This window comes from Polymorphobacter megasporae (assembly GCF_018982885.2).
Lineage (GTDB): Bacteria > Pseudomonadota > Alphaproteobacteria > Sphingomonadales > Sphingomonadaceae > Polymorphobacter_B > Polymorphobacter_B megasporae.
Genome location: NZ_CP081848.1, coordinates 2,133,897 through 2,157,990 on the forward strand (window position 1 = coordinate 2,133,897; position 24,094 = coordinate 2,157,990).

The following is a 24,094-nucleotide window of genomic DNA, read 5'->3' on the forward strand; positions in this document are numbered from 1 at the left end:
CGTCGAAGTGTACCCGTCGGCCGAAGCGGCGGCGGTTTGACACCATTTGCCGGAGACCCGATCCGGCAGTTAAGGCAAAGGCGAATGATGCAGGACGAACCGCACATCATTGTCGTCGAGGACGACCGCGAGATCGCCGCGCTGGTCGCAGCGATGCTGCGGGCGAACGGCTATCACGTGTCGGAGGCATCGAACGGCGCGGCTTTGCGGACGCTGCTCGGCCGGCACGGCGACGTCGCGCTGGTCGTCCTCGACCTCAACCTGCCCGGCGAGGATGGGCTCGACGTGTGCCGCTGGCTGCGCCGGACCGGCAATGTGCCGATCATCATGCTTACCGCTCGCGGCGACCCGATCGACCGGGTGATCGGGCTGGAGATCGGTGCCGACGACTATCTCGCAAAGCCGTTCGAGCCGCGGGAGCTACTCGCCCGCATCCGCAGTGTCCTGCGCCGGACCGCGGCGATACCGCTCGGCGAGCCGGTGCTCGAGAGCGAACCCGCCGAAGTTCGCTTCGGCATATGGCGGCTCGACCACCGCCGCCGGCATCTGATCGCGGCGGACGGCTTGATCGTTCCGCTGTCGGGCAGTGAATACCGGCTGCTCGCGACGCTGATCGCACATCGCGGCAAGGTCTTGCCGCGCGAGGTTCTCCACCGCCTGACCGGCGGCACCGACGATGCCGCGCTCGATCGCTCGATCGACCTGCGGATCAGCCGGCTGCGCGGCAAGCTGGGCGACGATCTCGATGGCTCGCCGATCATCAAGACGGTGCGGGGGCGCGGCTATGTCTTCAGCGAGGCAGTCGAGCAGTGCTGAGCACGCTCCGCCACTTCGTCGATTCGATGGCCGGGCGGATCTTCATGGTGCTGATTATCGGCATCGCCGCTGCGGCGTTGGTCGCATCGCTGCTGGCCGTCTTCGAACGCCGCGCCGAGGTGTCGGCCGAACGCGCCGACCGCGTCGTCGACCGGATCGTCGCGGCCCTCGACGAAGGTCCGCCGCCGCCCGGCACCCGCCGCCTCGATCGGCTCCCCATTGGCGAAGCGGCATCCGCGATCGCGCAGCGGATCATCCAGCGTGTTGCCGACGCGCACGACGTCACCGTCAACATCGTCGAGGCGGCGGCCTGCCGCGCTGCGCCGCCCCCGTCCTTGTCATCGGTTGACGGCCCCCATCCGCCGCGCCCGCCGCGCCCGATCTGTTATGCGGTCCGCCTCGCGCTTGGGACGGGCCGGCCGATTGTTCTCGCCGTCGATGCGCCGCCGCGCCCGGGGCCGACCGAGCCGATTGCGAGTGCCTCGTTCCTTGTTGCGCTTGCGCTTGCCGTGGTGGCGCTTGCGCTGGTCGTCGCCCGGATGGCGGCGCGGCCGATCGCGCGGCTCGGGGCCGCCGCGCAGGGCATCGCCGCCGACCTCGATGCCGCGCCGGTAGCGGCGACTGGTCCCGGCGACGTTCGACGGGCGATCATCGCGTTCAACGACATGCAGGTTCAGCTGCGCCGGACGGTGGAAGAGCGGACGTACATGCTCGCTGCGATCTCGCACGACCTGCGCAGTCCGCTGACCCGGATGCGGCTGCGTCTCGACGGCATCGAGGATGTGGTCCTGCGCGACAAGCTCATTGGCGACGCACAGGCGATGACGGCGCTGATCGAGGAAGGGCTGGAGCTGGCGAGGCTGTCGCGCGGCAGTGAGGCCGCGCTGGTCCCGGTCGACATCGGCGCGCTGGTGGCGAGCCTGTGCGAGGACGCGCAGGACGTCGGGCAGCCGGTCTCAATACGGACGCCGTCGCGGATCATTGCGCGGACGCAGCCCGACGCCTTGCGCCGGATTGTCGCCAACTTGATCGACAACGCGCTGCTTTACGGCGGCAGCGCCGAAATCTGGGTCGACGTCGCGGACCGCGGCACCAGCATCCACGTCGCCGATCGCGGTCCTGGCATCCCGTCCGCCGACCTCGACCGCGTGTTCGATCCGTTTCGCCGCCTCGATACCGCGCGGTCGAGCGGTCAGGGATCGGGACTAGGGCTGACGATTGCCCGGCTGCTCGCCCGCCGTATCGGCTGCACCGTCAGCCTGCGGAATGCGGAGACCAGCGGGCTGGTGGCGACGGTGACGTTCGACGCAGCGGATCAGGCAGTGATCCGAAGCCCCGGCACCTCGTCGACGCGCGAGGCCGTGAGCTGATCGACGATCATCTCGCCTACGGGATTCTGCCACGTCCACAGGCCATTCGCCTGACCTTGGAAGCTCCGCTCCCCGCCGAAGCGGCCGGCGGGGACGAACCCCGAAGCCAGTCCGACGCCATAGACTCCGTCGAGCGGCATCTCGGCCGAATCGACGACGCGGCAGCTATCGTCGACCATCGATCCGGCAGCGAGCCCGTCGCTCCGCAGGCGAATGTCGCGGCCGTTCTCGTCGAACAGCGGCAGCGCGTTGGGGCGGTAGCCGAACGCTGCAATGACGAGATCGGCCGTGTCGAGCGCCGCCTCGGCAGTGGGGTCGCTCGCCCCGGCCAACCGGTGCAGGCGTAGCCGCGGATCGCCCGATCGCCCGCCGATACCAAGCGCATGGATGATCAGCTCACGCGCTTCGAGGCGCAGCCCCGCAAGGCGGTAGACGAAGCCCGACAGGGGACAGATGTCGTCCTCGTCGAAGTCGCTGTAGCCATCGGCGCGCGCGGCATCTGCCGAGGGATAGAACAGGCGGAACGGCCGCCGCGACATGACCGTGACCCGCTCGACCTGGAAGTGCTTGTCCGCCCGGTCGCGCAGCATCAGCGCGGCCGAGGTCGCGGCGCTGGTCGAACCGCCGACGATCACGATCCGCGCCGGGCGGTTCTTCGGCAGCAGTTCGGCGACCCGCTCGAGCCCGCCGACGCTCAGGATGGTATCCGACTGGATCAGCCGGTCGCCGCAGCGTTCGACGAGCGTCCGCCCGGCAACCTTCTCCTCGGCGATGACCCGCGCCGGCTGGTGCCCGCCGGTGGCAAGGACGAGGTTCATCGCGGTCAGGACGATCGACTTGCCGTCGGCGATGCACCGCGCCCGCACCGACCAAAGGCCGTCGCAGGTGCGCTGGGCGGAGATCACCTCGTGCCCGCGCAGGACCTCGCCACCGAGCGACACCATCCGCCGTGTCAGGATGTCTCCGAACTTCTCGAGGTAGGCGCCGACCTTCGTTAGCGGCACGCCCAACGCGCCCTTATGGTCTTCGAGCGCGCGGCTGGCGTCTCCGATCTCGCGCCCGGCTCCCTTGGGCAGCGCGGCGTTGGCGCTGAGGAAGGTCTCGGCTGTGCTGTCGGAGGTGATGGCATAATGCCCGAGCATCCCCGAGCCGATCGCCACGCTGCGGTCGATGACGGCGATGCCGTCCGCCGCCATCTGTTCGAGCTTGCCCGACCGTGCCGCCGCACACAGGATTGCCGTCCCGGCCGGTCCGCCGCCGATGATGACCGTGCCCAGCACCCGGTCGCGGGGCAATGCCGTCGCGGGGATCGACCGCGGAAGCCGTGCGCAGATCGCGACCAGCGTTTCGGCGACGCGGTCGACGTCGGCTTCGGTCATCGAATCAGTGATGGGCAGCGACAGGATGCGGGTCGAGATGTCGGCGGTGACCGGGAGCGGGTCGATGACCGCGATCTCGCGGAACCACGGCTGCTCGCCAAGATGCGGGCTGAAGTACGTCCCGGCGCCAATCCCGGCTTCGCTCAGGCTGGCGATGATCGCGGCGCGATGCTTGGCGAGCGACGCGGGCGAGAGCAGCGGCATGAACTGGGGGGCTTGGCGATGACCGCGCGCGCGCTGGAAGGCGAAGTTGCTCAACTGGCGCCGATAGCGCTGGGCGAGGGCATAGCGATGCGCGGCGATGTCCTCGATCTCGGCCAGCTTCGCCTCGGCTAAAAGGGCAGGGATCTCGGCGAGCTTGGCATTGATCCCGGGCAGCGTCGCCGATCGGCCCGACTCGAAGCCGAAGTTCGACATCGCCCGCATCGTCTCGATCTTGGCAGGGGTCGCGCAATAGATCAGCCCGCCCTCCGACGTCGCGAAGGTCTTGGTCGCGTGCATCGAGAAGACCACGGGGAACTGGCAGTCGGTGCCGAAACCGCGCCCCGACTCGTCGAGGGTGCCGAGCGAGGCGGCGGCATCGATGACGACCGCGATGTCGTGGCGGCGGGCGATCCACGCATAGCGCTCGAGGTCGATCGAGGTGCCGAAGGTGGCGTACGGGACGATCGCCGCGATGCGCCCGCGATGCTCCGACAGCAGCCGCTGCTCGGCCTTCTCGCACAGCGTCCAATCGTCCTCGTCGCAGTCGACCAGCAGCGGCGTCAATCCGGCCCAATGCGCGGCGTGCCCGGTCGCGGCGAAGGTGAAGGCCGGCAGCAGCGCGAGGCGGCGCGCGGGATCCATGCGGTAGGTCTGGCTCTTGATGGCGATCATCAGCCCCAAGGTGGCGTTGTTGACCGCGAGACAGGCGCCGCGACCGCCGAACAGCTGCTGGGTGATCGCCTGCTCGAAGCGCTGAACGACCGGTCCGGAATTGCTATAGATGCCCGAGTCTTCGATCTCGCGGACCCGGTCGACCATCGTCGACAGTTTCGGCGGATTGGGGCGAATCAGGGGAATGTCCATCACGATCCTCGCTCACGCACGCTAACACTTGCTTCACAACCATTACCTACAAGTTACCGGCAAGGTGGCAACACGATTCACGCCCGTTTCGAGCCGGAGCCGCAAGTATCATACTTAACTGCGCCGCCACCGGGGCTGGCCCTGTCTTAAGGGGGTTCAGTCGAGTGGCGCGTTTTGCGAAGTGTCGCGTTGGTCGATCGATGCGACGCTGGACCGGGATGCCGATGAAGACTGAGGAGCTTGCGCTGACCCGCCGCCTGACTGCCGGACCCCGACCGCTAAACTCATTCGGCACCTGACGTGCCGGGTGTCGCCGACCGGGGCACGTCGGCCCCACGACTGACGGTCATCGTCAACTCGTACAATTATGCCGCGTATCTCGGGCAGGCGATCGATAGCGCGCTGCAGCAGGACTATGCCGACAAGGAGGTCATCGTCGTCGACGACGGCTCGACCGATGCCTCCCCCGAGATTATCCGGTCGTACGGGGCCGCGATCACCCCGGTTTTCCACGAGAACCTCGGCCAGGCGCGGACCTGCCTGCGGGCCGTCGCCCATGCCACGGGCGACTATATCCTGTTCCTCGACTCCGACGACTACCTTCTCCCCGGAGCCCTGACCGCCGTCGCTGCCGTTTGCGCCCCCGGGGTCGCCAAGGTCCAGTTCCAGCTCTTGCCCGTTGGGCCAGAGGGTGAGCCGGTCGGCAGACCGTGGCCGGCGATGGGCGACCAGTCGCGCGCCGACCTGCTCCAGCTGATCGAGCGGCAGGGGACCTATGCCGCCCCGCCGAACTCGGGCAACGTCCACCGTGCCGACATCTTCAATTACATCGGCGACATCGACTATGAGAACAGCATCGACGGCGTCCCCTATCTCGTCGCGCCGTTGCTCGGGGAGGTCCGCCAGATCGCCCGCGCGCTTGGCTGCTATCGCTATCACGCGACCAACTTCTCCGACCACGGCAAGCTCAACCCCGTCAGATTCGCCCTCGAAGCCCAACGGCACAAGGAAAGGCTGCATCACCTGAAGACGATCGCGGCGGAGAACGGCCTTCCCATTCCCGATATCACCGACCCCGATCACCACTCCTATGTCCACACGCGTGAAATACTGGCGAAAGCCAGCGGAGGTCATCGCCCTAGTGTATCCCTCGTCTTGCGCTACGTCAGTTCTTTACTGCGCGAACGGCACGCGCCGGGCCTGATACTCAAACTGTCCTTATGGGCAATTGCGATGCAGCTGTCGGGCGACCGGTCGAGGCGGAAGTTGGCGATCTATCGGAGCGACCCTCGTTCGCGTCGCCGGTAGCGTGCGCGCGACCCCGGGGGAGGGGGGTCACTGGTGCCCTGGAATGGACTCGAACCATCACATCGTTACCAATACCAGCACCTGAAGCTGGCGCGTCTACCAATTCCGCCACCAGGGCACGGTGAGCCGAGTGGCGCGGCGTAGAGAGGGGGGCGCGGGTTGTCAACGGCGGAACGCCCGGCTGGGCAACGGGTCGCCGCGCGAGCGGGCCGTGCGGGAACGCCCAAGCGGGCAACGCCCGACCCCGGCGCGGCCCGCGCGCGCACCGGCGTTGTAAACGCGCGGACGATGCGCCATGACCCGCCACTGTGCAGCAAGCGGGGAATCGCCTGACGATGGCCGGGAATAATTCTGCATTGATCGACCGGCTAGTCGTCGTCGTCGGCGGGTCGGGCTTCGTTGGGCGGTATCTCGTCCAGGAGCTCGTCAAGACCGGCGCGCGGGTCCGCGTCGTCGTGCGGACGCCCGAGAACGCCAACTTCCTCAAGCCGTTGGGCGGGCTCGGCCAGATCGAGATCGTCGGCGGGAACGTCACCAACGCCGCGAGCATGACCGCGGCATTCACCCACGCCGACGCCGGGGTCAACCTCGTCGGCATCCTCGACGAGCGCAGCGGGCAGAAGTTCGCAGGCGTCCAGGCCGAGGGTGCCGCGAGCGTCGCGCGCGCCGCCGCTGCCGCCAACGTCACCGCCTTCGTCCAGGTCTCGGCGATCGGCGCCGACGCGGGCAGCAAGGCCGAATACGCCTCGACCAAGGCCGCGGGCGAGGCGGCGGTCACTGCCGCGCTGCCGCACGCGACGATCGTCCGCCCGTCGATCGTCTTCGGTCCCGAGGACCAGTTCATCAACCGCTTCGCCGCGATGGCGAGCGGCCCGCTCCCGGTCGTGCCGATCGTTGCGGGCGATACCCGTTTCCAGCCGGTGTTCGTCGTCGACGTGGCGAAGGCGATCGTCGCCGCGCTCGCCGACCCGGCGGCGTATGGCGGGAAGACCTTCGAGCTCGGCGGGCCGAAGGTTTATGCCTTCCGCGACATCATCGCGTGGATCATGCGCGAGATCCGCAGCACCAAGTCGATGGCCGAGGTTCCCGCTTTCGCCGCGAAGCTGATGGGCCGCGCCGGGGACATCGTCCCGCTCGTGCCGATGACGTCGGGGCAGTTCGAAATGCTCCAGTCGGACAATGTCGCGCGCGCGCCGGGGCTCGATGCGTTCGGCATCACGCCGACCCCGCTCGAGGCGGTTGCGCCCGCCTATCTCGAACGCTATCGCACCGCCGGCCGCTTTCACCGCGACCCGGAGACGAAAGCTTGACCCTGTCCCTGATCGCCGCCGCTGCCAGCAGCGTCCAGACCGCAAGTGCTGCCGCCAGCGGCACCGGCCACAGCCTCACCGACATCATCATCCTCGGCATCGTCGAGGGCGTGACCGAATTCCTCCCCGTGTCGTCGACCGGGCACCTGATCCTCGCGGGGAAATTGCTCGGCTACGACCCCGACAGCTGGAAATTGTTCAACATCGTCATCCAGTTCGGCGCGATCCTTGCGATCGTCGTGCTGTACTGGCGGACCTTCATGACGGTGATCCGCGGCGTCCTTTCGCGCGATCCCGTATCGCTGCGCTTCGTCCGCAACGTCCTCCTCGCGTTCATTCCCGCCGCGGTGATCGGCTTCATCCTTCACAAGAAGATCGAGGCGCTGCTCGGCCATGCCGAGGTCGTCGCGGTCGCGCTGATCGTCGGCGGCATCGCGATCCTGATCATCGAGCGGATGGCGAAGCGCGTCACGGTCAACGGCGTGTCTGAGATTCCGGTGCGGACCGCGCTCGGCATCGGCCTCGCCCAGTGCCTCGCGATGATCCCCGGCGTCAGCCGGTCGGGCGCGACGATCATGGGGGCGCTGACGATGGGCGTCGAGCGCCGTACCGCGGCCGAGTTCAGCTTCTTCCTCGCGATCCCGACGATGCTCGGAGCGACCGTTCTCGAACTCGTCAGCAACCGCGCGCTGATCAACGCGGGCGAAATCCACGACATCGCGATCGGCTTCGTCGTTGCGTTTATCGTCGCGGTGATCGTCGTCCGCGCTTTCGTCGCGGTGATCAGCCGCTACGGCTTCGCCCCGTTCGCCTATTACCGGATCGTGGCGGGGATCGCCGCGCTGGTCTGGATCTACGCGGTCTGAGGCTGGCGGACCTTCGTCGTCCGACGCTGCCGGAAGTCCACGAAGTCCACACGAAACGGGCGTTTCGACTGCGCCGCGGAAATCGACCATCGCGCCGCTGCCACCCGCGCTCACGTCGTCACGATCGCTGGTGCAGCCTGCACTAACCCCGTTATTCCCGCAAAGGCGGGAACCCATTTTCCAGAGACCGTCGGGCATTGTGCCCGGCTGTTCAACGGGCGTCGCCTCAGCACCACCGTCTACGGAAAATGGGTCCCGGCCTTCGCCGGGATGACGGTTATTAATTGAGTGACCCGCCGCGGGTGAGGGAGCGGCGTGCGGTGCTGCCGGAAGTCCACGAAGTCCACACGAAGCGGGGGTCGTTGCGCGGGCCGCAACGAGCGCTGCTTCAGCCGCCGCCGCTGCTTCCGCCGCATCGTCCGCGGCCTCCTCCGCATCGCGCGCGGCCTCCTCCGCCGCGATCGCGGCTTCCTCCGCTTCGAGCTCCACATCGAGCGCGACAAGGGCTTCGGCATAAGCGTCGTCAGCGCTTTCGGTCGTGTCGTCGTCGCTGTCGCTGTCGCTTACGGCATACAACGGCTGGTGAAAGCGGTTGTCGGCGAGGCGGCCGCGGTTGAGCATCAGGAACATCAGCAGCCGGTTGTCGAAGATCGTCCGCATGCCGACGAGGCCGCCGCGCTGATAGACCTCCTGCTTCTGGCCATACATCGCGCGCTCGATCGCAATATCGGTGATCTGCGCCATTCCCGCGGACCGCGCTGCCTCCCACGCATCGGCGAACGCCCATGCGCTCGGGTGCTGGCGGAGGCGGTACGCGCTCGATGCGTTCATGCCCGCCGAACGACACGCGCTCTTGACGCTGCCGGTATCGCCGAGACGCTCGATGAAAATACGCTGGCGATCGGGGGTCCAGCCGTCGTCGCGCGGGCGAAGGGTGGCGGGGGCGAAGGGGGGAGGTGTGTGTTTCATCGACGAGTCTATGTAAAATTTACGTCGTGTAGGAAAGTTGTTTCGCTGGCGTCAGAAAAATAACTTCGCTAGACTTGGATCGGCGTCCGTCAACTGTGCTGCCGGGCGTGATTAGTTGCTTTTGTGTGACCTGCGAGCAAGTAGCGTTGACGGCTCGGTTGGCAAAGTTTCCTGATTCTCTCGCCGAAAGGTGTCTCGCATGCCTATGGAAAAGCCTTGGCGGACCGCATTCGTTCCCGGCGATTATATCTTCGGCTACGCCAATGTGATCACCGAGTTCGCGCTCGCCCATAAGGACGAGGGGGCATCGGACAAGGACAAGATCCAGGAGCTGGCGACGGATCGCGCGCAAGCACTCGACGGAAAAGGGAAGGACGCCGACAAGCGATCATTCCTTGCCTCGCTTGAAAAGCATCCGAAATATGGTGGCATCGTCAGCGATTCGGACATGGATATCCGGGCGACGTCGCTCGCCGGACTCAAGGTCGGGCCGGTCAAGAACAACCGCGAGTGGCGCATCAAGTCGAAGGGGTCGCTCTACTGGGCGACGATGGACGTCAAGAAACACGTCCATTTCCTGCTTGATGGCATCGATATGAAGGAGGTGGTCGACAAGACCCACACCTCCGGCCCGGTTCATGGGCAAGACACGCCGCATGGCACGGATGCCACAGCCAAGACGCGGACGATCACCCATTCCGAACTGCGCTGGCTCTATCGCAACAAGGTGTTTCCGCAGGTCCGCGAGCATGTCCAGTTCTGGCTGGCGGGGGTATGCTGCATCCCGCCGTGGCAATTGGATTCGGGGCTGTGGGCGAAATACCTCCCCAAGAACAGCGTCAGCACGCCCGGCATCATGTGGGAGCTCGACTGAACGAGGGTGGTCGCTCTCGTCTGCGGTCGTATCGTCGAGCGGCGGGACGGTCGGTGTCTTGGGGTCGACGATAGGGTGCGTCGCCGTCGGCGGAGTTTGTGGCGGCAAAGGCGTCCGGCGACGTTCTGCCCGCCGGCAGCGGCGTGCTGCCAGCGACGCGACACCGTCTGACATGGCCGTTCCGCGACGCTGATCCCGCCAAGCATCGAAACAAACGTTTAAATTTTCGTGGTCGAAACGAGTAGTCCCGAAACGGTACTACAATAGGTTTGATAGCACGATTGGCCGACTGCTCAGATAGCCAAACGCCAATATAGGTCAGCAAGCCTGACCTATAAAACAAAACTTGCTCGACAACCGCCCTTAACGCTCCTAAAGCATCGCCTGAAGGGAATCGAGTCATGGGCGAAACGATGCTGCGCTTTACCGGCGTCGAGCAGGCATATCCGCAGAAGCGGATGGCCGCCGATCGCGCCGACGATTTCCTCGAGATCGCGCGGCCGTATATCCTCGCCAAGGCCGAGGAGCAGGCGTCGCGGTGTTCACAGTGCGGGGTGCCGTTCTGCCAGGTCCATTGCCCGCTCCACAACAATATCCCCGACTGGCTCCGCCTGACCGCTGAGGGGCGGCTCGAGGAAGCTTATGAGGCGTCGTCGGCGACGTCGTCGATGCCCGAGATCTGCGGGCGGATCTGCCCGCAGGACAAGTTGTGCGAAGGCAACTGCGTGATCGAGCCGGGGTTCGGCTCGGTGACGATCGGGTCGGTCGAGAAATTCATCACCGACACCGCGTGGGAGATGGGTTGGGTCCGCCCGGTCCGGGTCGTCGCCGACCGCTCGGGCCAGTCGGTCGGCATCATCGGCGCGGGGCCGGCCGGGCTGACCGCCGCCGAGATGCTGCGGATCAAGGGCTATAACGTCCACGTCTACGACCGCCACGACCGCGCGGGCGGGCTGCTGACCTATGGCATCCCCGGCTTCAAGCTCGAGAAGGAGGTCGTGATGCGCCGCGTCGCGCGGCTCGAGGACGCCGGGATCGTCTTCCACCGCGAGTTCGAGGTCGGGCGCGACGCGACCCTCGACGACCTGCGCGCGCGCCACGACGCGGTCCTCATCGCCACCGGCGTCTATGCCGCGCGCGATATCTCGGCCCCCGGGGTCGGGGCCGACGGCATCGTGCCCGCGCTCGACTATCTGTTCGCGAGCAACCGCCGCGGCTTCGGCGATGACGTGCCGGGAGCTGAGGCGCTCGACGCGAGCGGCAAGCACGTCGTCGTCATCGGCGGCGGCGACACCGCGATGGACTGCGTCCGCACCGCCGTCCGGCAGGGCGCGGCGTCGGTCAAGTGCCTCTACCGCCGCGACCGCACCAACATGCCGGGCTCCCCCCGCGAAGTCGCCAATGCCGAGGAGGAGGGGGTCGAATTCGTCTGGCTCTCGGCTCCCGCGGCGTTTGAAGGCGACACCGTCACCCACGTCCGCGCCAACGCGATGCGCCTCGGCACCGCCGACGGCAGCGGGCGGCGCGCCCCCGAGGTCGACCCCGGCGGCGACTTCCGCGTCCCCGCCGACCTCGTCATTAAGGCACTCGGTTTCGACGCCGAGGACCTCCCCGCGATGTTCGGCGCCCCCGACCTCCGTGTCACCCGCTGGGGCACGCTCCGCTGCGACGGCAAGACGATGAGCACGAGCCTCGACGGGGTGTTCGCGGCGGGCGACATCGTCCGCGGCGCATCGCTGGTCGTGTGGGCGATCCGCGACGGGCGCGACGTCGCGACGTCGATGCACGCATATCTGCGCGCGAAGGTTGCGGTGGAGCGGGTGGCGGCGTGAGGCTGACCGACCACGAAGTCGCCGCGATCAAGGCGGCTGCGCGCGAAGCGTTCGGCGAGACTGCGGTCGTGCGCCTGTTCGGCAGCCGGATCGACGACAGTCTGCGGGGGGGTGACGTCGACCTCCACGTCGAGTCCGACCCCTTGCCCGACGAGTGGCACGCGAAAGGCCGCTTCGAGGATCGGCTGTTCGAGCGCATCGAACCGCGCAAGGTCGACTTGATCGTCAGCCAGCGCGGTGGGACGCCACGCGGGTTCGAGCGCATCGCCTATCGCGACGGGATCGTGCTGTGACCGACGCCGATCGCCAGATTATCGACGACATCGTGACGCGGCTGCGCGACCTGCTGGTCAGCCTCGATGCCGGCGTTGAGGCGGTTCGACCACTTCCTGTCGACGGTGACGCGCTGACAAGTCTGCCGCCGCTAAAGAAGCTCGTCGCATCCGGCTACATCAAGACGATCGAGCAGCTGGAAGACCAACTCGCGCGCCTGTTCCGCACGATCCTCGTCGTCAACGACGTCGACCTCACCGGACTTTTCGCGCGTGATATCGCCGACATGATGGACAAGCTCGAAATCGTCGATGACGTCGAGCGTTGGTCGTCGCTCGTTCGCCTGCGCAACAAGCTGGTCCACGACTATCCGCTGACCAGCGCGTCGCGGCTGGCTCGCCTGATCGAGGCGGACGAAGCCGCGGACTTCATCAAGACAACCGCTGACAATGCGCTTGGCTATCTCAAGCAGAGAGGATGGCTCGCATGACCACCACCACCGCCTCCCCCGAAGAACGCGCCCGTGTTGCCGAATTCGGCATGTACCGCCCCGACCTCGAATCCGATGCGTGCGGGGTCGGCCTCATCGCCGCGACCGACGGGCGGCCCTCGCGCCGGGTCGTCACCGCGGCGATCGACGCGCTCAAGGCCGTCTGGCACCGCGGCGCGGTCGATGCCGATGGCAAGACCGGGGATGGGGCGGGGATCCACGTCGAGCTGCCGCGCGATTTCTTCATCGAACATATCGGGCGCGCGGGTCACGCGCCGAAGCCGAACCTGCTCGCGGTCGGGCAGATCTTCCTGCCGCGGACCGATCTTGCCGCGCAGGAGACGTGCCGGACGATCGTCGAGAGCGAGATCATCGGCTTCGGCTACACGATCTACGGCTGGCGGCAGGTGCCGGTCGACGTCGGCGTGATCGGGACCAAGGCGATGGCGTCGCGTCCCGAGATCGAGCAGATCATGATCGCCGGCCCGCTTCCGACTGCGGCGGGCGATCCGGCGGGCAACGCCGCGATCGAGGCGTTCGAGAAGGACCTCTACCTCATCCGCCGCCGGATCGAGCGCGCGGTGATCGCGGCACAGATCCAGGGCTTCTACGTCTGCTCGCTGTCGGCGCGGTCGATCATCTACAAGGGGCTGTTCCTCGCCGAGGAGCTTTCGGTTTTCTACCCCGACCTGATGGACGAGCGCTTCGTGTCGCGCTTCGCGATCTACCACCAGCGCTACAGCACCAACACCTTCCCGCAATGGTGGCTGGCGCAGCCGTTCCGCTGCCTCGCGCACAACGGCGAGATCAACACCGTCCGCGGCAACAAGAACTGGATGAAAAGCCACGAGATCAAGATGGCGGCGTCGGCGTTTGGCGAGCATTCGGAGGACATCAAGCCGCTGATCCCGGCAGGCGCGAGCGACACCGCCGCGTTGGACGCGGTGTTCGAGGCGTTCGTTCGCTCGGGCCGCGACGCGCCGACGGCGAAGCTGATGATGATCCCCGAGGCGTGGCAGAAGGACGACACGCTGCCCGACGCGCACCGCGCGATGTACGCGTTTTTCGCGAGCGTGATGGAGGCATGGGACGGTCCGGCGGCGCTGGCGATGACCGACGGGCGCTGGGTGCTTGCGGGCGTTGATCGCAGCGCGCTGCGCCCGATGCGCTACCTGCTGACCAACGACGGGCTGCTCGTCACGGGGTCGGAGGCGGGGATGGTCGTCGTTCCGGAAACCTCGATCACCGCCAAGGGCGCGCTCGGTCCGGGCGAGATGATCGCGGTCGACCTCGACGGCGAGCTGGGGGAAGGACCGCGTTTCTATTCCGACCGCGCGATCAAGGACCGCATCGCCGGGGCGCAGCCGTACGCCGACTGGGTCGAGCATTTCCGCAACTTCACCGACATCCCCGGGCACGACGGGGCGCAGCCCGCCCCCGCCTTCACCCGGAGCGAACTTCGCCAGCGGCAGGTCGCGGCGGGGCTGACGATGGAGGACATGGAACTGCTCCTCAGCCCGATGGTCGAGGACGCCAAGGAGGCGGTCGGCAGCATGGGCGACGACACCCCGCTCGCGGTGATCTCGTCGCGCGCGCGGTGCCTCAGCCACTTCTTCCGCCAGAACTTCAGCCAGGTGACCAACCCGCCGATCGACTCGCTGCGCGAGACGCGGGTGATGTCGCTCAAGACGCGCTTCTCGAATTTCGCCAACATCCTCGATCACGACGCGCGACAGGAGGGGGTGATGGTCCTCGACTCGCCGGTCCTGACCAACCTCGGCTGGGACCTGCTCGGGCGGCATTATGCGGCGCAGGCGGCGACGATCGATTGCACCTTCGAAGTCAGCGGCGGTCCCGATGGCCTGCGCGCGGCGATCGCGCGGGTCCGCGCCGAGGCCGAGCACGCGGTCCGCTCGGGCAAGTCGCAACTGTTCCTGACCGACGAGAACCAGTCGGCCGACCGCGCCGGGATCACGATGATCCTCGCCGCCGCCGGAGTGCACACCCACCTCGTTGCCAAGGGTTTGCGCGCATTTTCGAGCATCAACGTTCGCTCGTCCGAATGCCTCGACACGCATTATTTCGCGGTGCTGGTCGGGGTCGGGGCGACGACGGTCAACGCGTACCTCGCGCAGGAGGCGATCGCCGACCGCCACGCGCGCGGGCTGTTCGGCGCGCGGAGCTATGACGAGTGCGTCGCGCGCTACAAGAAGGCGGTCGAGGACGGGCTGCTCAAGATCATGGGCAAGATGGGCATCGCGGTCATCTCGTCGTACCGCGGCGGCTATAACTTCGAGGCGGTCGGGCTGAGCCGCGCGCTGGTCAACGACTTCTTTCCGGGCATGCCGGCGAAGATCTCGGGGGAGGGCTTCGCCTCGATCCATTTGAACGCGCAACTGCGCCACGAAAAGGCGTGGGACGAGGACGTCGCCGCATTGCCGGTCGGCGGGCTGTACCGCTACCGCGCCGGGGCCGAGGACCACGCCTATCAGGCGAATTTGATCCACCTGCTCCAGACTGCGGTGACCAACGACAGCTATTCCGACTATGTCCGCTTCACCCGCGGCGTCGCCGAACTGCCGCCGATCTACCTCCGCGACCTGCTCGAATTCAACTTCGCGCGGACCCCGGCGCGGATCGACACGGTCGAATCGATTACCGAGATCCGCAAGCGCTTCGTCACCCCGGGCATGTCGCTCGGCGCGCTCGGGCCCGAGGCGCACGAGACGCTGGCGATCGCGATGAACCGGATCGGCGCGAAGGCGGTCAGCGGCGAGGGCGGCGAGGACCGCAAGCGCTTCACCCCCTACGCCAACGGCGACAACGCGAATTCGGCGGTCAAGCAGATCGCGTCGGGGCGCTTTGGCGTCACCGCGGAATATCTGAACGCGTGCACCGAGATCGAGATCAAGGTCGCGCAGGGGGCGAAGCCGGGCGAGGGCGGCCAGCTTCCCGGCTTCAAGGTCACCGAGCTGATCGCGCGGCTGCGGCATTCGACCCCCGGCGTGATGCTGATCTCGCCGCCGCCGCACCACGATATCTATTCGATCGAGGACCTCGCGCAGCTGATCTACGACCTCAAGCAGATCAATCCGTTCGCGCGGGTCTGCGTCAAGCTGGTCAGCTCGGCGGGCATCGGCACCGTCGCCGCGGGCGTCGCCAAGGCGCACGCCGACGTCATCCTGATCTCAGGGCATGTCGGCGGCACCGCCGCGTCGCCGCAATCGTCGATCAAATACGCCGGGACGCCGTGGGAGATGGGCCTGTCGGAGGTCAACCAGGTGCTGACGCTCAACGGCCTGCGCCACCGCGTTAAGCTGCGCACCGACGGCGGCTTGAAGACCGGGCGCGACATCGTGATCGCCGCGATCCTCGGCGCCGAGGAATACGGCATCGGCACGCTCGGGCTCGTCGCGATGGGGTGCATCATGGTCCGCCAATGCCACTCGAACACCTGCCCCGTCGGCATCTGCTCGCAGGACGAGGCGCTCCGGGCCAAGTTCAGCGGGACGCCCGAGAAGGTCATCAACCTGATGAGCTTCATCGCCGAGGAGGTCCGCGACATTCTCGCCAAGCTCGGCGCGAAGTCGTTGGACGAGGTCATCGGCCGGACCGAGCTGCTCCGGCAGGTCAGCCGCGGCGCCGAACATCTCGACGACCTCGACTTGAACCCGATCCTCGTCAAGGTCGACGCCCCCGACGAATCGCGCCGCTTCGGCATCGCCAACCACCGCAACGAGGTCCCCGACAGCCTTGACCTCGACATATTGCGCGACGGCGCGGCGCTGTTCGACCGCGCCGAGAAAATGCAGCTGACCTACACCGTCCGCAACACCCACCGCGCGGTCGGCACGCGCGCGTCGTCGGCGATCGTCCGCAAGTTCGGCATGACGGGCTTGGCACCCGGCCACCTCCACGTCCGGCTGCGCGGCTCGGCGGGGCAGAGCCTCGGCGCGTTCGGCGTCCAGGGGTTGAAGCTCGAGGTCTTCGGCGAGGCGAACGACTATGTCGGCAAGGGGCTGAGCGGCGCGACGATCGTCGTCCGCCCGATGGTGTCGTCGACGCTCGTCGCGCGCGACAACACGATTATCGGCAACACGGTATTATACGGCGCGACGTCGGGGCGGCTATTCGCGGCGGGACGCGCGGGCGAGCGCTTCGCGGTGCGAAACTCGGGCGCAACCGTCGTCGTCGAGGGCTGCGGCGCAAACGGCTGCGAATATATGACCGGGGGCGTCGCCGTCATACTCGGCAAGGCGGGCGAGAATTTCGGCGCAGGGATGACCGGCGGCATGGCGTTCGTCCATGACGCCGACGGCAATTTTGCGCGGAAGATCAACCCTGACAGCATCGTCCTGAACCGCATCGCCAGCGCGCATTGGGACGGCGTGCTGCGCGGCCTAATCGAGGAGCATGAGGCGGAGACCGGGTCGAAATGGGCAGCCGAACTGCTGCTCGACTGGGAGCGTGCCCGTGGCGATTTTTGGCAGGTGTGTCCGAAGGAGATGCTGACGCGGCTGGCGCATCCGTTGGTCGACGCGCGGGTCATGGAGGCGGCGGAGTAGGGGACTGCTAAATCCTCCCCGCCTTCGGGGAGGGGGACCGCGCCGCTTCAGGCGTGGTGGAGGGGCGGTGGTACGGGCTCAGGCGTGGCAGGACTGGCGATGTGGCAGGGTCGGCGTGTGAGCCCGCTCGACCGCCCCTCCACCATGCAAGGGCATGGTCCCCCTCCCCGAAGACGGGGAGGATTTTGGCGCGGAGCCCCATATTGAAGTCGCAACTGTCTTATCCATATAAGACACGCACGATTTCAGGAGTTCCCACATGGCCGACCGTAAAGACCCGCCGATTTCCGAGGCGCTGATGGCACTCCTTGCCGGTGCCGCACCGCTGTTTGAGCGCGCCAAGGCGTCGGGGCTGTTCCGCGACCGTCCGATCGACGTCACCCCGAACGCCCCGTCGACGCCGACGCCGCCGACCCCCGACACCCCCGATGCCGCGCAGAAATCGGCGCTGCAGGAGATCATCGTGTCGCAGGCGATGAAGATCGTCGCGTTGGAGGCGGAAGTCGCGCGGCTCAAGGCGGGCTGACCTCGCGGTCGCACCGCTTTCGCGCGGCCGACGATTGGGGCATTGGGACAGGGTGCTGAAACCCGCATCCTCCGGCCCCGCGCTGATCGTCTGCTCGACCTGCCGCGGCCCCGACGGCGCGGCCGGCGGCGGCGCAGCGTTACTCAAGGCGTTGCGCGAGTCTGGGCGTGACCTCGATGGCACCATTGCGGTCGACAAGATGGCGTGCCTGTGGAGCTGCGGCGCGGGGGCTTCGGTCCAGCTCCGCGCGCCCGGCAAGATCGGCTACGTCATGGGCGGATTCGCCGCCGCCGACGCGCCCGACATCCTTGCCTTCGCCGCCGCTTATGCCGCGACCGCCGATGGCGAGGTGCCGTTCGACCTATGGCCGAAAGGCGTGCTGGGACACTTCATCGCGCGCATCCCGCCGCCGGGACTGTTGATCCAGTAGCGATCGACGCGGGCGGCGGGGGATACCCGGGCGGTCGTCAGACCCGGGTGTTGATGTACGACACCAGCGTCTGATTTTCCTCGACGTGATGGTCGATGCGGGCGCGGACGACGTCGCGGACGCTGACGATTCCGACCAGCGCGCCGTCGTCGAGCACCGGCAGATGGCGGAAATAGCCGTGATCCATCAGCTCCATCGCCTCGTTGATCGTCGTCGCCGGGGTGACGGTGGTGACATTGCTGGTCATCACGTCGCCGGCGTTGACCTTGTGAAGTTCGGGCCCTCGGCTCGCGAGCGCCTTGACGACGTCGCGCTCGCTGACGATCCCGGCGAGATCGCCCGCGCCGTCGAGCACGAGCACCGCCCCGATCCGCCGCGAGGCGATGGTTGCCACCAGCTCCATTAACGGCGTCTCCGGATGAACCGAGATGATGGTGTTGCCCTTATCGCGCAGGATCGATGCAACCGTCATGTCCAGGCCTTCCCAGTTATCCGGGTATAGTGCCGAAGCATGCCGGCAGGGGCCAGTGCGCTAATGCCGCAAGCCCGGCCCCCGGTATCCGTAACGCTACTCGAGCTCGAACACGATGTTGACCGTGATCGCGAGCGATACCTCGCCCGGCACCACCGGGGTCGAGTCCGCCGCCTTCGCGCGCAGCATCATCGCCATCGGGCGGATCACCGGGCCTTCGCCGCCGCTTTCGGAGATCGAGACGATGCGCTTGACGTGGAGCCCCGCTGCCTTGGCGTAGAGGTCGGCGCGGGCGCGGGCGGTGGCGACGGCGGCAACCCGCGCCTCGTCGAGCGCGGCATCGGCGGCGTCGACGAGGAAATTCGGCCCGCTGATTTGGTTCGCGCCAGCCGCGACGAGGGCATCGACCAGCCGCCCGGCGTCGTTCAACTTGCGAACGCGCAGCGACACCGAATTGGTCGCTTGATACCCCGTCAGCACGGGGGGCTGGTTGTCCTGATACTTGTATTGCGGCGCGAGGCTGAGCCCGCTCGTCTGGATGTCGCGCTCGGCGATCCCGGCCTTGCGGACGGCAGCGACGACCGCGGTCATCTGCGTCGCGTTCGCCGCCATCGCGCTTGCCGCAGTCGCCGCGGTGGTGACGACCCCGCCCGACAGGTCGGCGACGTCGGGCGCGCGGTCGGTGTGGCCCTCGGCGCTGACGGTCAGCGTCGGCACCTTGGGGCCGTCGTCGGCCAGCGCGGGAACGGCGGCGATCAGGGCGGCGGCGGTAAGCAGGTGGCGGATCATCGAAAGGTCTCCTTGACCCGATCTGACTATGACAGCGAACATGAACGCCGCCGCAACGATCAGTTGCGCCCGGTTACCAGTCGCGCGACCGCGAGCAGGACAACCGCGCCGAGGACCGACGCGATCAGCCCCGGGGCGCTGCCGTCGCGGTAGAGGTGAAACCAGTGCGATCCCGCCCAGCCGGCGAACAGCGATCCGGCGATGCCGATCAGGATCGTCGCGATGCACCCCGACGGTCCCGGGGTGAAGATCTTGGCGATCGCACCGACGATGAGGCCGACGACGATCCAGCCAATAAAGCCATGTTCGGGCATGTGGTTCTCCAAAGATGACCGCGCGATAGCGATTTCGCGACGGCTTCGCAACGACACCGAATGCGACTATGGCGGTTGACGCGGCACGCAGGTGCTATACAAGTGTAATACAGTGACACTAGCCGGGCGGGGACGATGACGGGCATGAACATGCACAGGCCGATCGACGAAACGACGATGGCGGTGCCGTTCGACGACGCCGTTTCGCCGCGCCGTCGCTGGCTGCGGCCGCTGCTGATCGTCGTCGCCATCCTCGTCGTCGCGGGCATCGCCTGGGCGCTGCTGGGACGCGGCAAGAAGCCCGACGCCGCACCCGCCGCCGCCGTCCTGCCGACCGTCACCGTCGTCATTCCGGGGCAGCGCGCGGTCGCCGACCAGATCACCGCGACCGGCAGCATCGCCGCGCGACATGATTCGGTCGTCGGGGTCAACGGCGAGGGCGGGCTCGTCACCGCAGTGCTCGTCGACGCCGGGCAAACCGTCCGGAAGGGGCAGGTTCTCGCGCGGATCGATTCGTCGGTCCAGGCGCAGCAGGTCGCGTCGATGACGGCGGGCGTCCGCTCGGCGAAGGCCGACGCCGCGCTCGCCCAGTCGAACCTCGACCGCGCGGCGAAGCTCGTCGACAAGGGCTTCATCTCCAAGGCCGACATCGATCTGAAGACCGCGACGCGCGACGGCATGAACGCCAAGGTCCGCGTTGCCGAGGCGCAGGCGGGCGAGATGCAGGCGCGGATGGCGCGGCTCGACGTCCGCGCACCCGCCGCCGGGCTGGTGCTGATGCGCAACGTCGAAACCGGGCAGATCGTCGGGTCGGGGTCGAACAACCTGTTCCGCATCGCCGAGGACGGCATCCTCGAAATGCGCGCGCTCGTCGCCGAACAGGACATGGGACGATTGAAGGTCGGGTTGCCCGCGACGGTCCGCCCGGTCGGCTCGTCGACCGATTATCACGGCCGCATCTGGCTGCTCGACCCCGTGATCGACGCCGGCAGCCGCCAGGGCGTCGCGCGGATCGCGCTCGCGTATGCGCCGGGCCTCCGCGTGGGCGCGTTCGCCAATGCCTCGGTCGCGGCGGGTGCGGCAACGCGTCCCGTCCTGCCGCAGTCGGCGGTGATGGTCGACGACACCGGCAGCTTCGTCTATGTCATCGGTGCCGACGGCGTCGTCGTGAAGCGGCCGGTCAAGGTCGGCAGCGTGACGATCGAGGGCATGAGCATCACGTCCGGATTGAACGGCACCGAACGTGTCGTCGAGAGCGCGGGGGCGTTCCTCCAGCCCGGCGAAAAGGTCAAGCCGGTCGTGGCGTCGGATACCGGAGCGAACTGAGATGCGGAATATCTCAAGCTGGGCGATCCGGAACCCGACGTTCCCGATCGTGCTGTTCCTGATCCTGACGTTTCTCGGCGTCGTCAGCTTCAACGGCATGGCGATCAACGACCAGCCCGACATCACCTTTCCGCTCGTCTCGGTCACCGTCAGCCAGCCCGGCGCGGCGCCGACCGAAATGGAAAAGCAGATCACCCAGAAGATCGAGGGCGCGGTCGCCTCGGTTGCCGGGGCCGAGCACATCACCTCGTACGCGGTCGAAGGCATTTCCGGCACCAACATTGAATTCGCCATCGGGACGCCGGTCGACCGCGCGGTCAACGACGTCCGCGACGCGGTCGCCAAGATTCGCTCCGACCTGCCCGATGGCATCCTCGAGCCGCAGGTCCAGCGGCAGGTGTTCAATGGGCCGTACGGCACGTGGTCGGTGACGACGACCGACATGACGCTCGAGCAGTTGAGCTGGTTCGTCGACAACGTCGTCACCAAGCGCTTGCTGTCGATCCCCGGGGTCGGCGGCGTCAACCGCTCGGGCGGTGTCGATCGCGAAATCCGCGTCGACCTCGATCCGGTCAAGCTCCAGGCGTACGGCGTCACCGCGGCGCAGATCAACAGCACGCTGCGCTCGCTCAACATCGACGCGACCGGCGGCCGAACCGAAGTTGCCGGCGCCGAGCAGGCGGTCCGTGTCCTCGGCGGCGCGCAGACCGCGCTGTCGCTGGCGAACACCCAAATCACGATCTCGGCCAACCGCACCGTCCGCCTCGGCGATGTCGCGACGGTACGCGACGGCAATGCCGAGCAGCGGACGCTGACGCGCAACAACGGTCGCGAGACGACGCTGTTCACCGTCCAGAAGGCGCTGCAGGCCTCCGAAGTCCAGACGATGGACAAGGTCGAGGCGGAGATTGCCAAGATCGCCAAGGAAAACCCCAAGGCGCACATCACGCTCGTCGACGACGAGGTCAAGCATACCCGCGAAGGCTATCGCGCGGCGATGCGCTCGCTGTTCGAAGGCGCGTTCCTCGCGGTCGTCGTCGTGTTCTTCTTCCTGCGCGACTGGCGCGCGACGCTGATCTCGGCGATCGCGATCCCGCTGTCGTGCATCCCGGCGTTCTTCTTCATGAACGCGCTCGGCTTCACCCTGAACGGCATCAGTCTGCTCGCGCTGAGCCTCGTTGCGGGCATCCTCGTCGACGACGCAATCGTCGAGATCGAGAACATCGTCCGGCATATGCGGATGGGCAAGACGCCGTGGCAGGCATCGATGGACGCCGCCGACGAGATCGGCCTCGCGGTCGTCGCGACGACGATGGCGATCGTCGCGGTGTTCCTCCCCGTCGCGCTGATGCCCGGCATTTCGGGCCAGTATTTCAAGCAGTTCGGCCTGACCGTCGTCATCGCGGTGCTGATGTCGCTGCTCGTCGCGCGGCTGATCACGCCGCTGTGCGCCGCGTACTTCCTGCGCCCGCACGGTGAACAGCCGCATGGGCGGGGGCCGATCATGCTCCGCTATATCTCGTTCCTGCGCTGGTCGATCCGGCATCGCTGGCTCACCGTGCTCGGCGGTGTCTTCGCCTTCGGCCTGACGATCTATCTCGGCATGCAGCTGCCGGTCGCGTTCCAGCCGCCGCGCGATAGCGGCCAGTCGACCGTGACGATCGAGATGGCGCCGGGCGTCCGGCTCGAGGACGTCAAGCGTGTCTCGGGCGAGGCAACTAGATTGCTCCGCGCGCGGCCCGAGGTTCAGGACGTTCTCGAATCAGTCGGACAGAGCGACGAGGTTCGCTTCTCCAGCCTCCAGGTCACGCTCGTCCCGCGCGACAAGCGCAAGCTGTCGACCGTCGGCTTCGAACGCGACATGGCCCCGGCCCTACGCGCGCTGCCCGACGCACGGGTCAACTTCCAGTCGCAAACCGGCGGCTTCGGCGGTTACGACATCACTGTCATGCTCGTCGGCGATGACCCGATCACGCTCCACAAGGCGGCGGAATCGGTTGTGTCGGGGATGAAGCGTCTGCCGTCGCTGCGTGACTCGCACATCGATGCCGACCTCCAGCGCCCCGAGATCGTCATCAAGCCGCACTTCGATCTCGCCGCGCAGATGGGCGTGTCGGTCCAGGCGCTCAGCCAGACGATCCGCATCGCGACGATCGGCGACGTGCCGCAAAACCTCGCCAAATTCTCGTTGAGCGACCGGCAGATCCCGATCCGCGTCCAGCTCCCCGACAATGCGCGCAACGATCTCGAAACGATCCGCAACCTGCCGGTGCCGACGTCGGTGGCGCAGCTGACCGGGCCGTCGGTGCCGTTGAAGGTGCTCGCCGATATCGACTTCGGCGAGGGCGCGGTGAAGATCCGCCGCTACAATCAGGGCCGCCGCATCGCGCTCGTCGCGAGCCTCGCGCCGGGTGCCCAGAGCGGCGACGCGATGAACGCGATCTACGCGCTGCCCGCGTTCAAGAACCTGCCGCAGGGCGTCAAGCAGGTCGCGGTCGGCGACCAGGAGTGGATCGGCGAGCTGTTCATCAACTTCATCACCGCGCTCGTCGCCGGCGTGCTGCTGGTGTTCGCGGTGCTGATCCTGCTCTACCGCCGCATCCTTCCGCCGTTCGTCAACATGGCATCGCTGTTCCTTGCGCCGCTCGGTGCGGTGATCGCGCTGCTGATCACCGGCATGGCGTTCTCGCTGCCGGTCTGCATCGGGCTGCTGATGCTTCTCGGCGTCGTCGCCAAGAACTCGATCCTGCTGATCGACTTCGCGATCGAGGAGATGCGGATGGGGATCGACCGGGTCGAGGCGATTCTCGACGCGGGCCGCAAGCGCGCGCAGCCGATCGTCATGACCTCGGTCGCGATGGTCGCCGGTATGCTGCCAGTCGCGCTGTCGATCGGCACCGACGGCTCATTCCGCCAGCCGATGGGCGTCGCGGTGATCGGCGGCATCACGCTGTCGACGATCCTGACGCTGATCATCGTGCCGGCCGCCTTCACCATCGCCGACGACTTGGAAAAGTGGATGGGGCGGCGGATGGGCGGGGTGTTTAACACCGCCGATGAGCCGGCGGCCCCGCATGTTCGACCCGGTCCCGTGGCACCGCAGCCCGCCGAGTGAGT

19 protein-coding genes and 1 tRNA gene are annotated in these 24,094 nt (G+C 67.2%); 15 read left to right on the forward strand and 5 right to left on the reverse strand.

Going from position 1 to position 24,094, the window contains the following annotated elements:
• Positions 1-84 precede the first annotated feature (84 nt).
• Positions 85-816, forward strand: a complete 732-nt coding sequence (locus tag KTC28_RS10135) for a response regulator (RefSeq protein ID WP_369426550.1) — start codon at positions 85-87, stop codon at positions 814-816.
• Positions 810-2,186 carry a HAMP domain-containing sensor histidine kinase gene (locus KTC28_RS10140; protein WP_216708794.1) on the forward strand — a complete coding sequence of 459 codons (1,377 nt, stop codon included), beginning with the start codon at positions 810-812 and terminating at the stop codon, positions 2,184-2,186. Before KTC28_RS10135 ends, KTC28_RS10140 begins: the two co-directional genes overlap by 7 nt.
• On the opposite strand, the gene KTC28_RS10145 is transcribed toward KTC28_RS10140, so the two are convergent.
• Entirely contained in the window at positions 2,132-4,633 is a 2,502-nt protein-coding gene (locus tag KTC28_RS10145) for a DegT/DnrJ/EryC1/StrS family aminotransferase (protein WP_216708795.1), read from the reverse strand. The genes KTC28_RS10140 and KTC28_RS10145 overlap by 55 nt on opposite strands.
• A gap of 300 nt (positions 4,634-4,933) precedes the next feature.
• Between KTC28_RS10145 and KTC28_RS10150 the strand changes: the two genes are divergently transcribed.
• A complete protein-coding gene (locus KTC28_RS10150) occupies positions 4,934-5,941 on the forward strand; it encodes a glycosyltransferase family 2 protein (protein WP_216708796.1) in 1,008 nt (335 codons plus the stop codon).
• Positions 5,942-5,972: 31 nt separating this feature from the next.
• On the opposite strand, the gene KTC28_RS10155 is transcribed toward KTC28_RS10150, so the two are convergent.
• A tRNA-Leu gene (locus KTC28_RS10155) sits at positions 5,973-6,059 on the reverse strand.
• A 217-nt stretch (positions 6,060-6,276) separates the two neighbouring features.
• Between KTC28_RS10155 and KTC28_RS10160 the strand changes: the two genes are divergently transcribed.
• From KTC28_RS10160 to KTC28_RS10205, 10 genes are all read left to right on the forward strand, one after another.
• Positions 6,277-7,251, forward strand: coding sequence for a complex I NDUFA9 subunit family protein (locus KTC28_RS10160; protein ID WP_255601904.1), 975 nt, complete (start codon positions 6,277-6,279; stop codon positions 7,249-7,251).
• 83 nt (positions 7,252-7,334) lie between these two features.
• A complete protein-coding gene (locus tag KTC28_RS10165) occupies positions 7,335-8,117 on the forward strand; it encodes an undecaprenyl-diphosphate phosphatase (protein WP_255602432.1) in 783 nt (260 codons plus the stop codon).
• Between the two features lie 315 nt (positions 8,118-8,432).
• A complete protein-coding gene (locus KTC28_RS10170; protein WP_223132234.1) occupies positions 8,433-9,149 on the forward strand; it encodes a hypothetical protein in 717 nt (238 codons plus the stop codon).
• 136 nt (positions 9,150-9,285) lie between these two features.
• Complete coding sequence (locus KTC28_RS10175; protein WP_216708798.1) at positions 9,286-9,960, forward strand: hypothetical protein; 675 nt, start codon at positions 9,286-9,288, stop codon at positions 9,958-9,960.
• Positions 9,961-10,361: 401 nt separating this feature from the next.
• Positions 10,362-11,792 (forward strand): NAD(P)-dependent oxidoreductase, encoded by a 1,431-nt coding sequence (locus tag KTC28_RS10180; protein WP_255601905.1) that lies wholly within the window; start codon positions 10,362-10,364, stop codon positions 11,790-11,792.
• On the forward strand, positions 11,789-12,085 hold the full coding sequence (locus KTC28_RS10185; RefSeq protein ID WP_216708799.1) for a hypothetical protein: 297 nt from the start codon (positions 11,789-11,791) through the stop codon (positions 12,083-12,085). Before KTC28_RS10180 ends, KTC28_RS10185 begins: the two co-directional genes overlap by 4 nt.
• Positions 12,082-12,555 carry a hypothetical protein gene (locus KTC28_RS10190; RefSeq protein WP_216708800.1) on the forward strand — a complete coding sequence of 158 codons (474 nt, stop codon included), beginning with the start codon at positions 12,082-12,084 and terminating at the stop codon, positions 12,553-12,555. Before KTC28_RS10185 ends, KTC28_RS10190 begins: the two co-directional genes overlap by 4 nt.
• Entirely contained in the window at positions 12,552-17,120 is a 4,569-nt protein-coding gene (gltB, locus tag KTC28_RS10195; RefSeq protein WP_216708801.1) for a glutamate synthase large subunit, read from the forward strand. The genes KTC28_RS10190 and gltB overlap by 4 nt, the downstream gene beginning before the upstream one ends.
• Positions 17,121-17,379: 259 nt before the next feature.
• Positions 17,380-17,646 (forward strand): hypothetical protein, encoded by a 267-nt coding sequence (locus tag KTC28_RS10200; protein ID WP_216708802.1) that lies wholly within the window; start codon positions 17,380-17,382, stop codon positions 17,644-17,646.
• A 52-nt stretch (positions 17,647-17,698) separates the two neighbouring features.
• Complete coding sequence (locus KTC28_RS10205; RefSeq protein WP_216708803.1) at positions 17,699-18,076, forward strand: DUF1636 family protein; 378 nt, start codon at positions 17,699-17,701, stop codon at positions 18,074-18,076.
• A 37-nt stretch (positions 18,077-18,113) separates the two neighbouring features.
• On the opposite strand, the gene KTC28_RS10210 is transcribed toward KTC28_RS10205, so the two are convergent.
• The 3 genes from KTC28_RS10210 to KTC28_RS10220 form a co-directional block, all read right to left on the reverse strand.
• Positions 18,114-18,548 (reverse strand): CBS domain-containing protein, encoded by a 435-nt coding sequence (locus KTC28_RS10210; protein WP_216708804.1) that lies wholly within the window; start codon positions 18,546-18,548, stop codon positions 18,114-18,116.
• Between the two features lie 96 nt (positions 18,549-18,644).
• Positions 18,645-19,337: an SIMPL domain-containing protein gene (locus KTC28_RS10215; protein ID WP_216708805.1), complete on the reverse strand. Its 693-nt coding sequence runs from the start codon at positions 19,335-19,337 to the stop codon at positions 18,645-18,647.
• A 59-nt stretch (positions 19,338-19,396) separates the two neighbouring features.
• Entirely contained in the window at positions 19,397-19,651 is a 255-nt protein-coding gene (locus KTC28_RS10220) for a GlsB/YeaQ/YmgE family stress response membrane protein (protein WP_216708806.1), read from the reverse strand.
• A gap of 144 nt (positions 19,652-19,795) precedes the next feature.
• Between KTC28_RS10220 and KTC28_RS10225 the strand changes: the two genes are divergently transcribed.
• Together KTC28_RS10225 and KTC28_RS10230 are read left to right on the forward strand one after the other, a co-directional pair.
• Positions 19,796-20,977, forward strand: a complete 1,182-nt coding sequence (locus KTC28_RS10225) for an efflux RND transporter periplasmic adaptor subunit (RefSeq protein WP_216708807.1) — start codon at positions 19,796-19,798, stop codon at positions 20,975-20,977.
• Position 20,978: 1 nt separating this feature from the next.
• Entirely contained in the window at positions 20,979-24,092 is a 3,114-nt protein-coding gene (locus tag KTC28_RS10230) for an efflux RND transporter permease subunit (protein ID WP_216708808.1), read from the forward strand.
• Positions 24,093-24,094 lie beyond the last annotated feature (2 nt).

Bases quoted from the DNA above. Each gene is read 5' to 3' on its own strand.
- KTC28_RS10135 (WP_369426550.1), top strand. From the start codon at position 85: ATGATGCAGGACGAACCGCACATCATTGTCGTCGAGGACGACCGCGAG.
- KTC28_RS10145 (WP_216708795.1), bottom strand. From the start codon at position 4,633: ATGGACATTCCCCTGATTCGCCCCAATCCGCCGAAACTGTCGACGATG.
- KTC28_RS10160 (WP_255601904.1), top strand. From the start codon at position 6,277: ATGGCCGGGAATAATTCTGCATTGATCGACCGGCTAGTCGTCGTCGTC.
- KTC28_RS10175 (WP_216708798.1), top strand. From the start codon at position 9,286: ATGCCTATGGAAAAGCCTTGGCGGACCGCATTCGTTCCCGGCGATTAT.
- KTC28_RS10180 (WP_255601905.1), top strand. From the start codon at position 10,362: ATGGGCGAAACGATGCTGCGCTTTACCGGCGTCGAGCAGGCATATCCG.
- gltB (WP_216708801.1), top strand. From the start codon at position 12,552: ATGACCACCACCACCGCCTCCCCCGAAGAACGCGCCCGTGTTGCCGAA.
- KTC28_RS10200 (WP_216708802.1), top strand. From the start codon at position 17,380: ATGGCCGACCGTAAAGACCCGCCGATTTCCGAGGCGCTGATGGCACTC.
- KTC28_RS10210 (WP_216708804.1), bottom strand. From the start codon at position 18,548: ATGACGGTTGCATCGATCCTGCGCGATAAGGGCAACACCATCATCTCG.
- KTC28_RS10215 (WP_216708805.1), bottom strand. From the start codon at position 19,337: ATGATCCGCCACCTGCTTACCGCCGCCGCCCTGATCGCCGCCGTTCCC.
- KTC28_RS10220 (WP_216708806.1), bottom strand. From the start codon at position 19,651: ATGCCCGAACATGGCTTTATTGGCTGGATCGTCGTCGGCCTCATCGTC.
- KTC28_RS10225 (WP_216708807.1), top strand. From the start codon at position 19,796: ATGAACATGCACAGGCCGATCGACGAAACGACGATGGCGGTGCCGTTC.
- KTC28_RS10230 (WP_216708808.1), top strand. From the start codon at position 20,979: ATGCGGAATATCTCAAGCTGGGCGATCCGGAACCCGACGTTCCCGATC.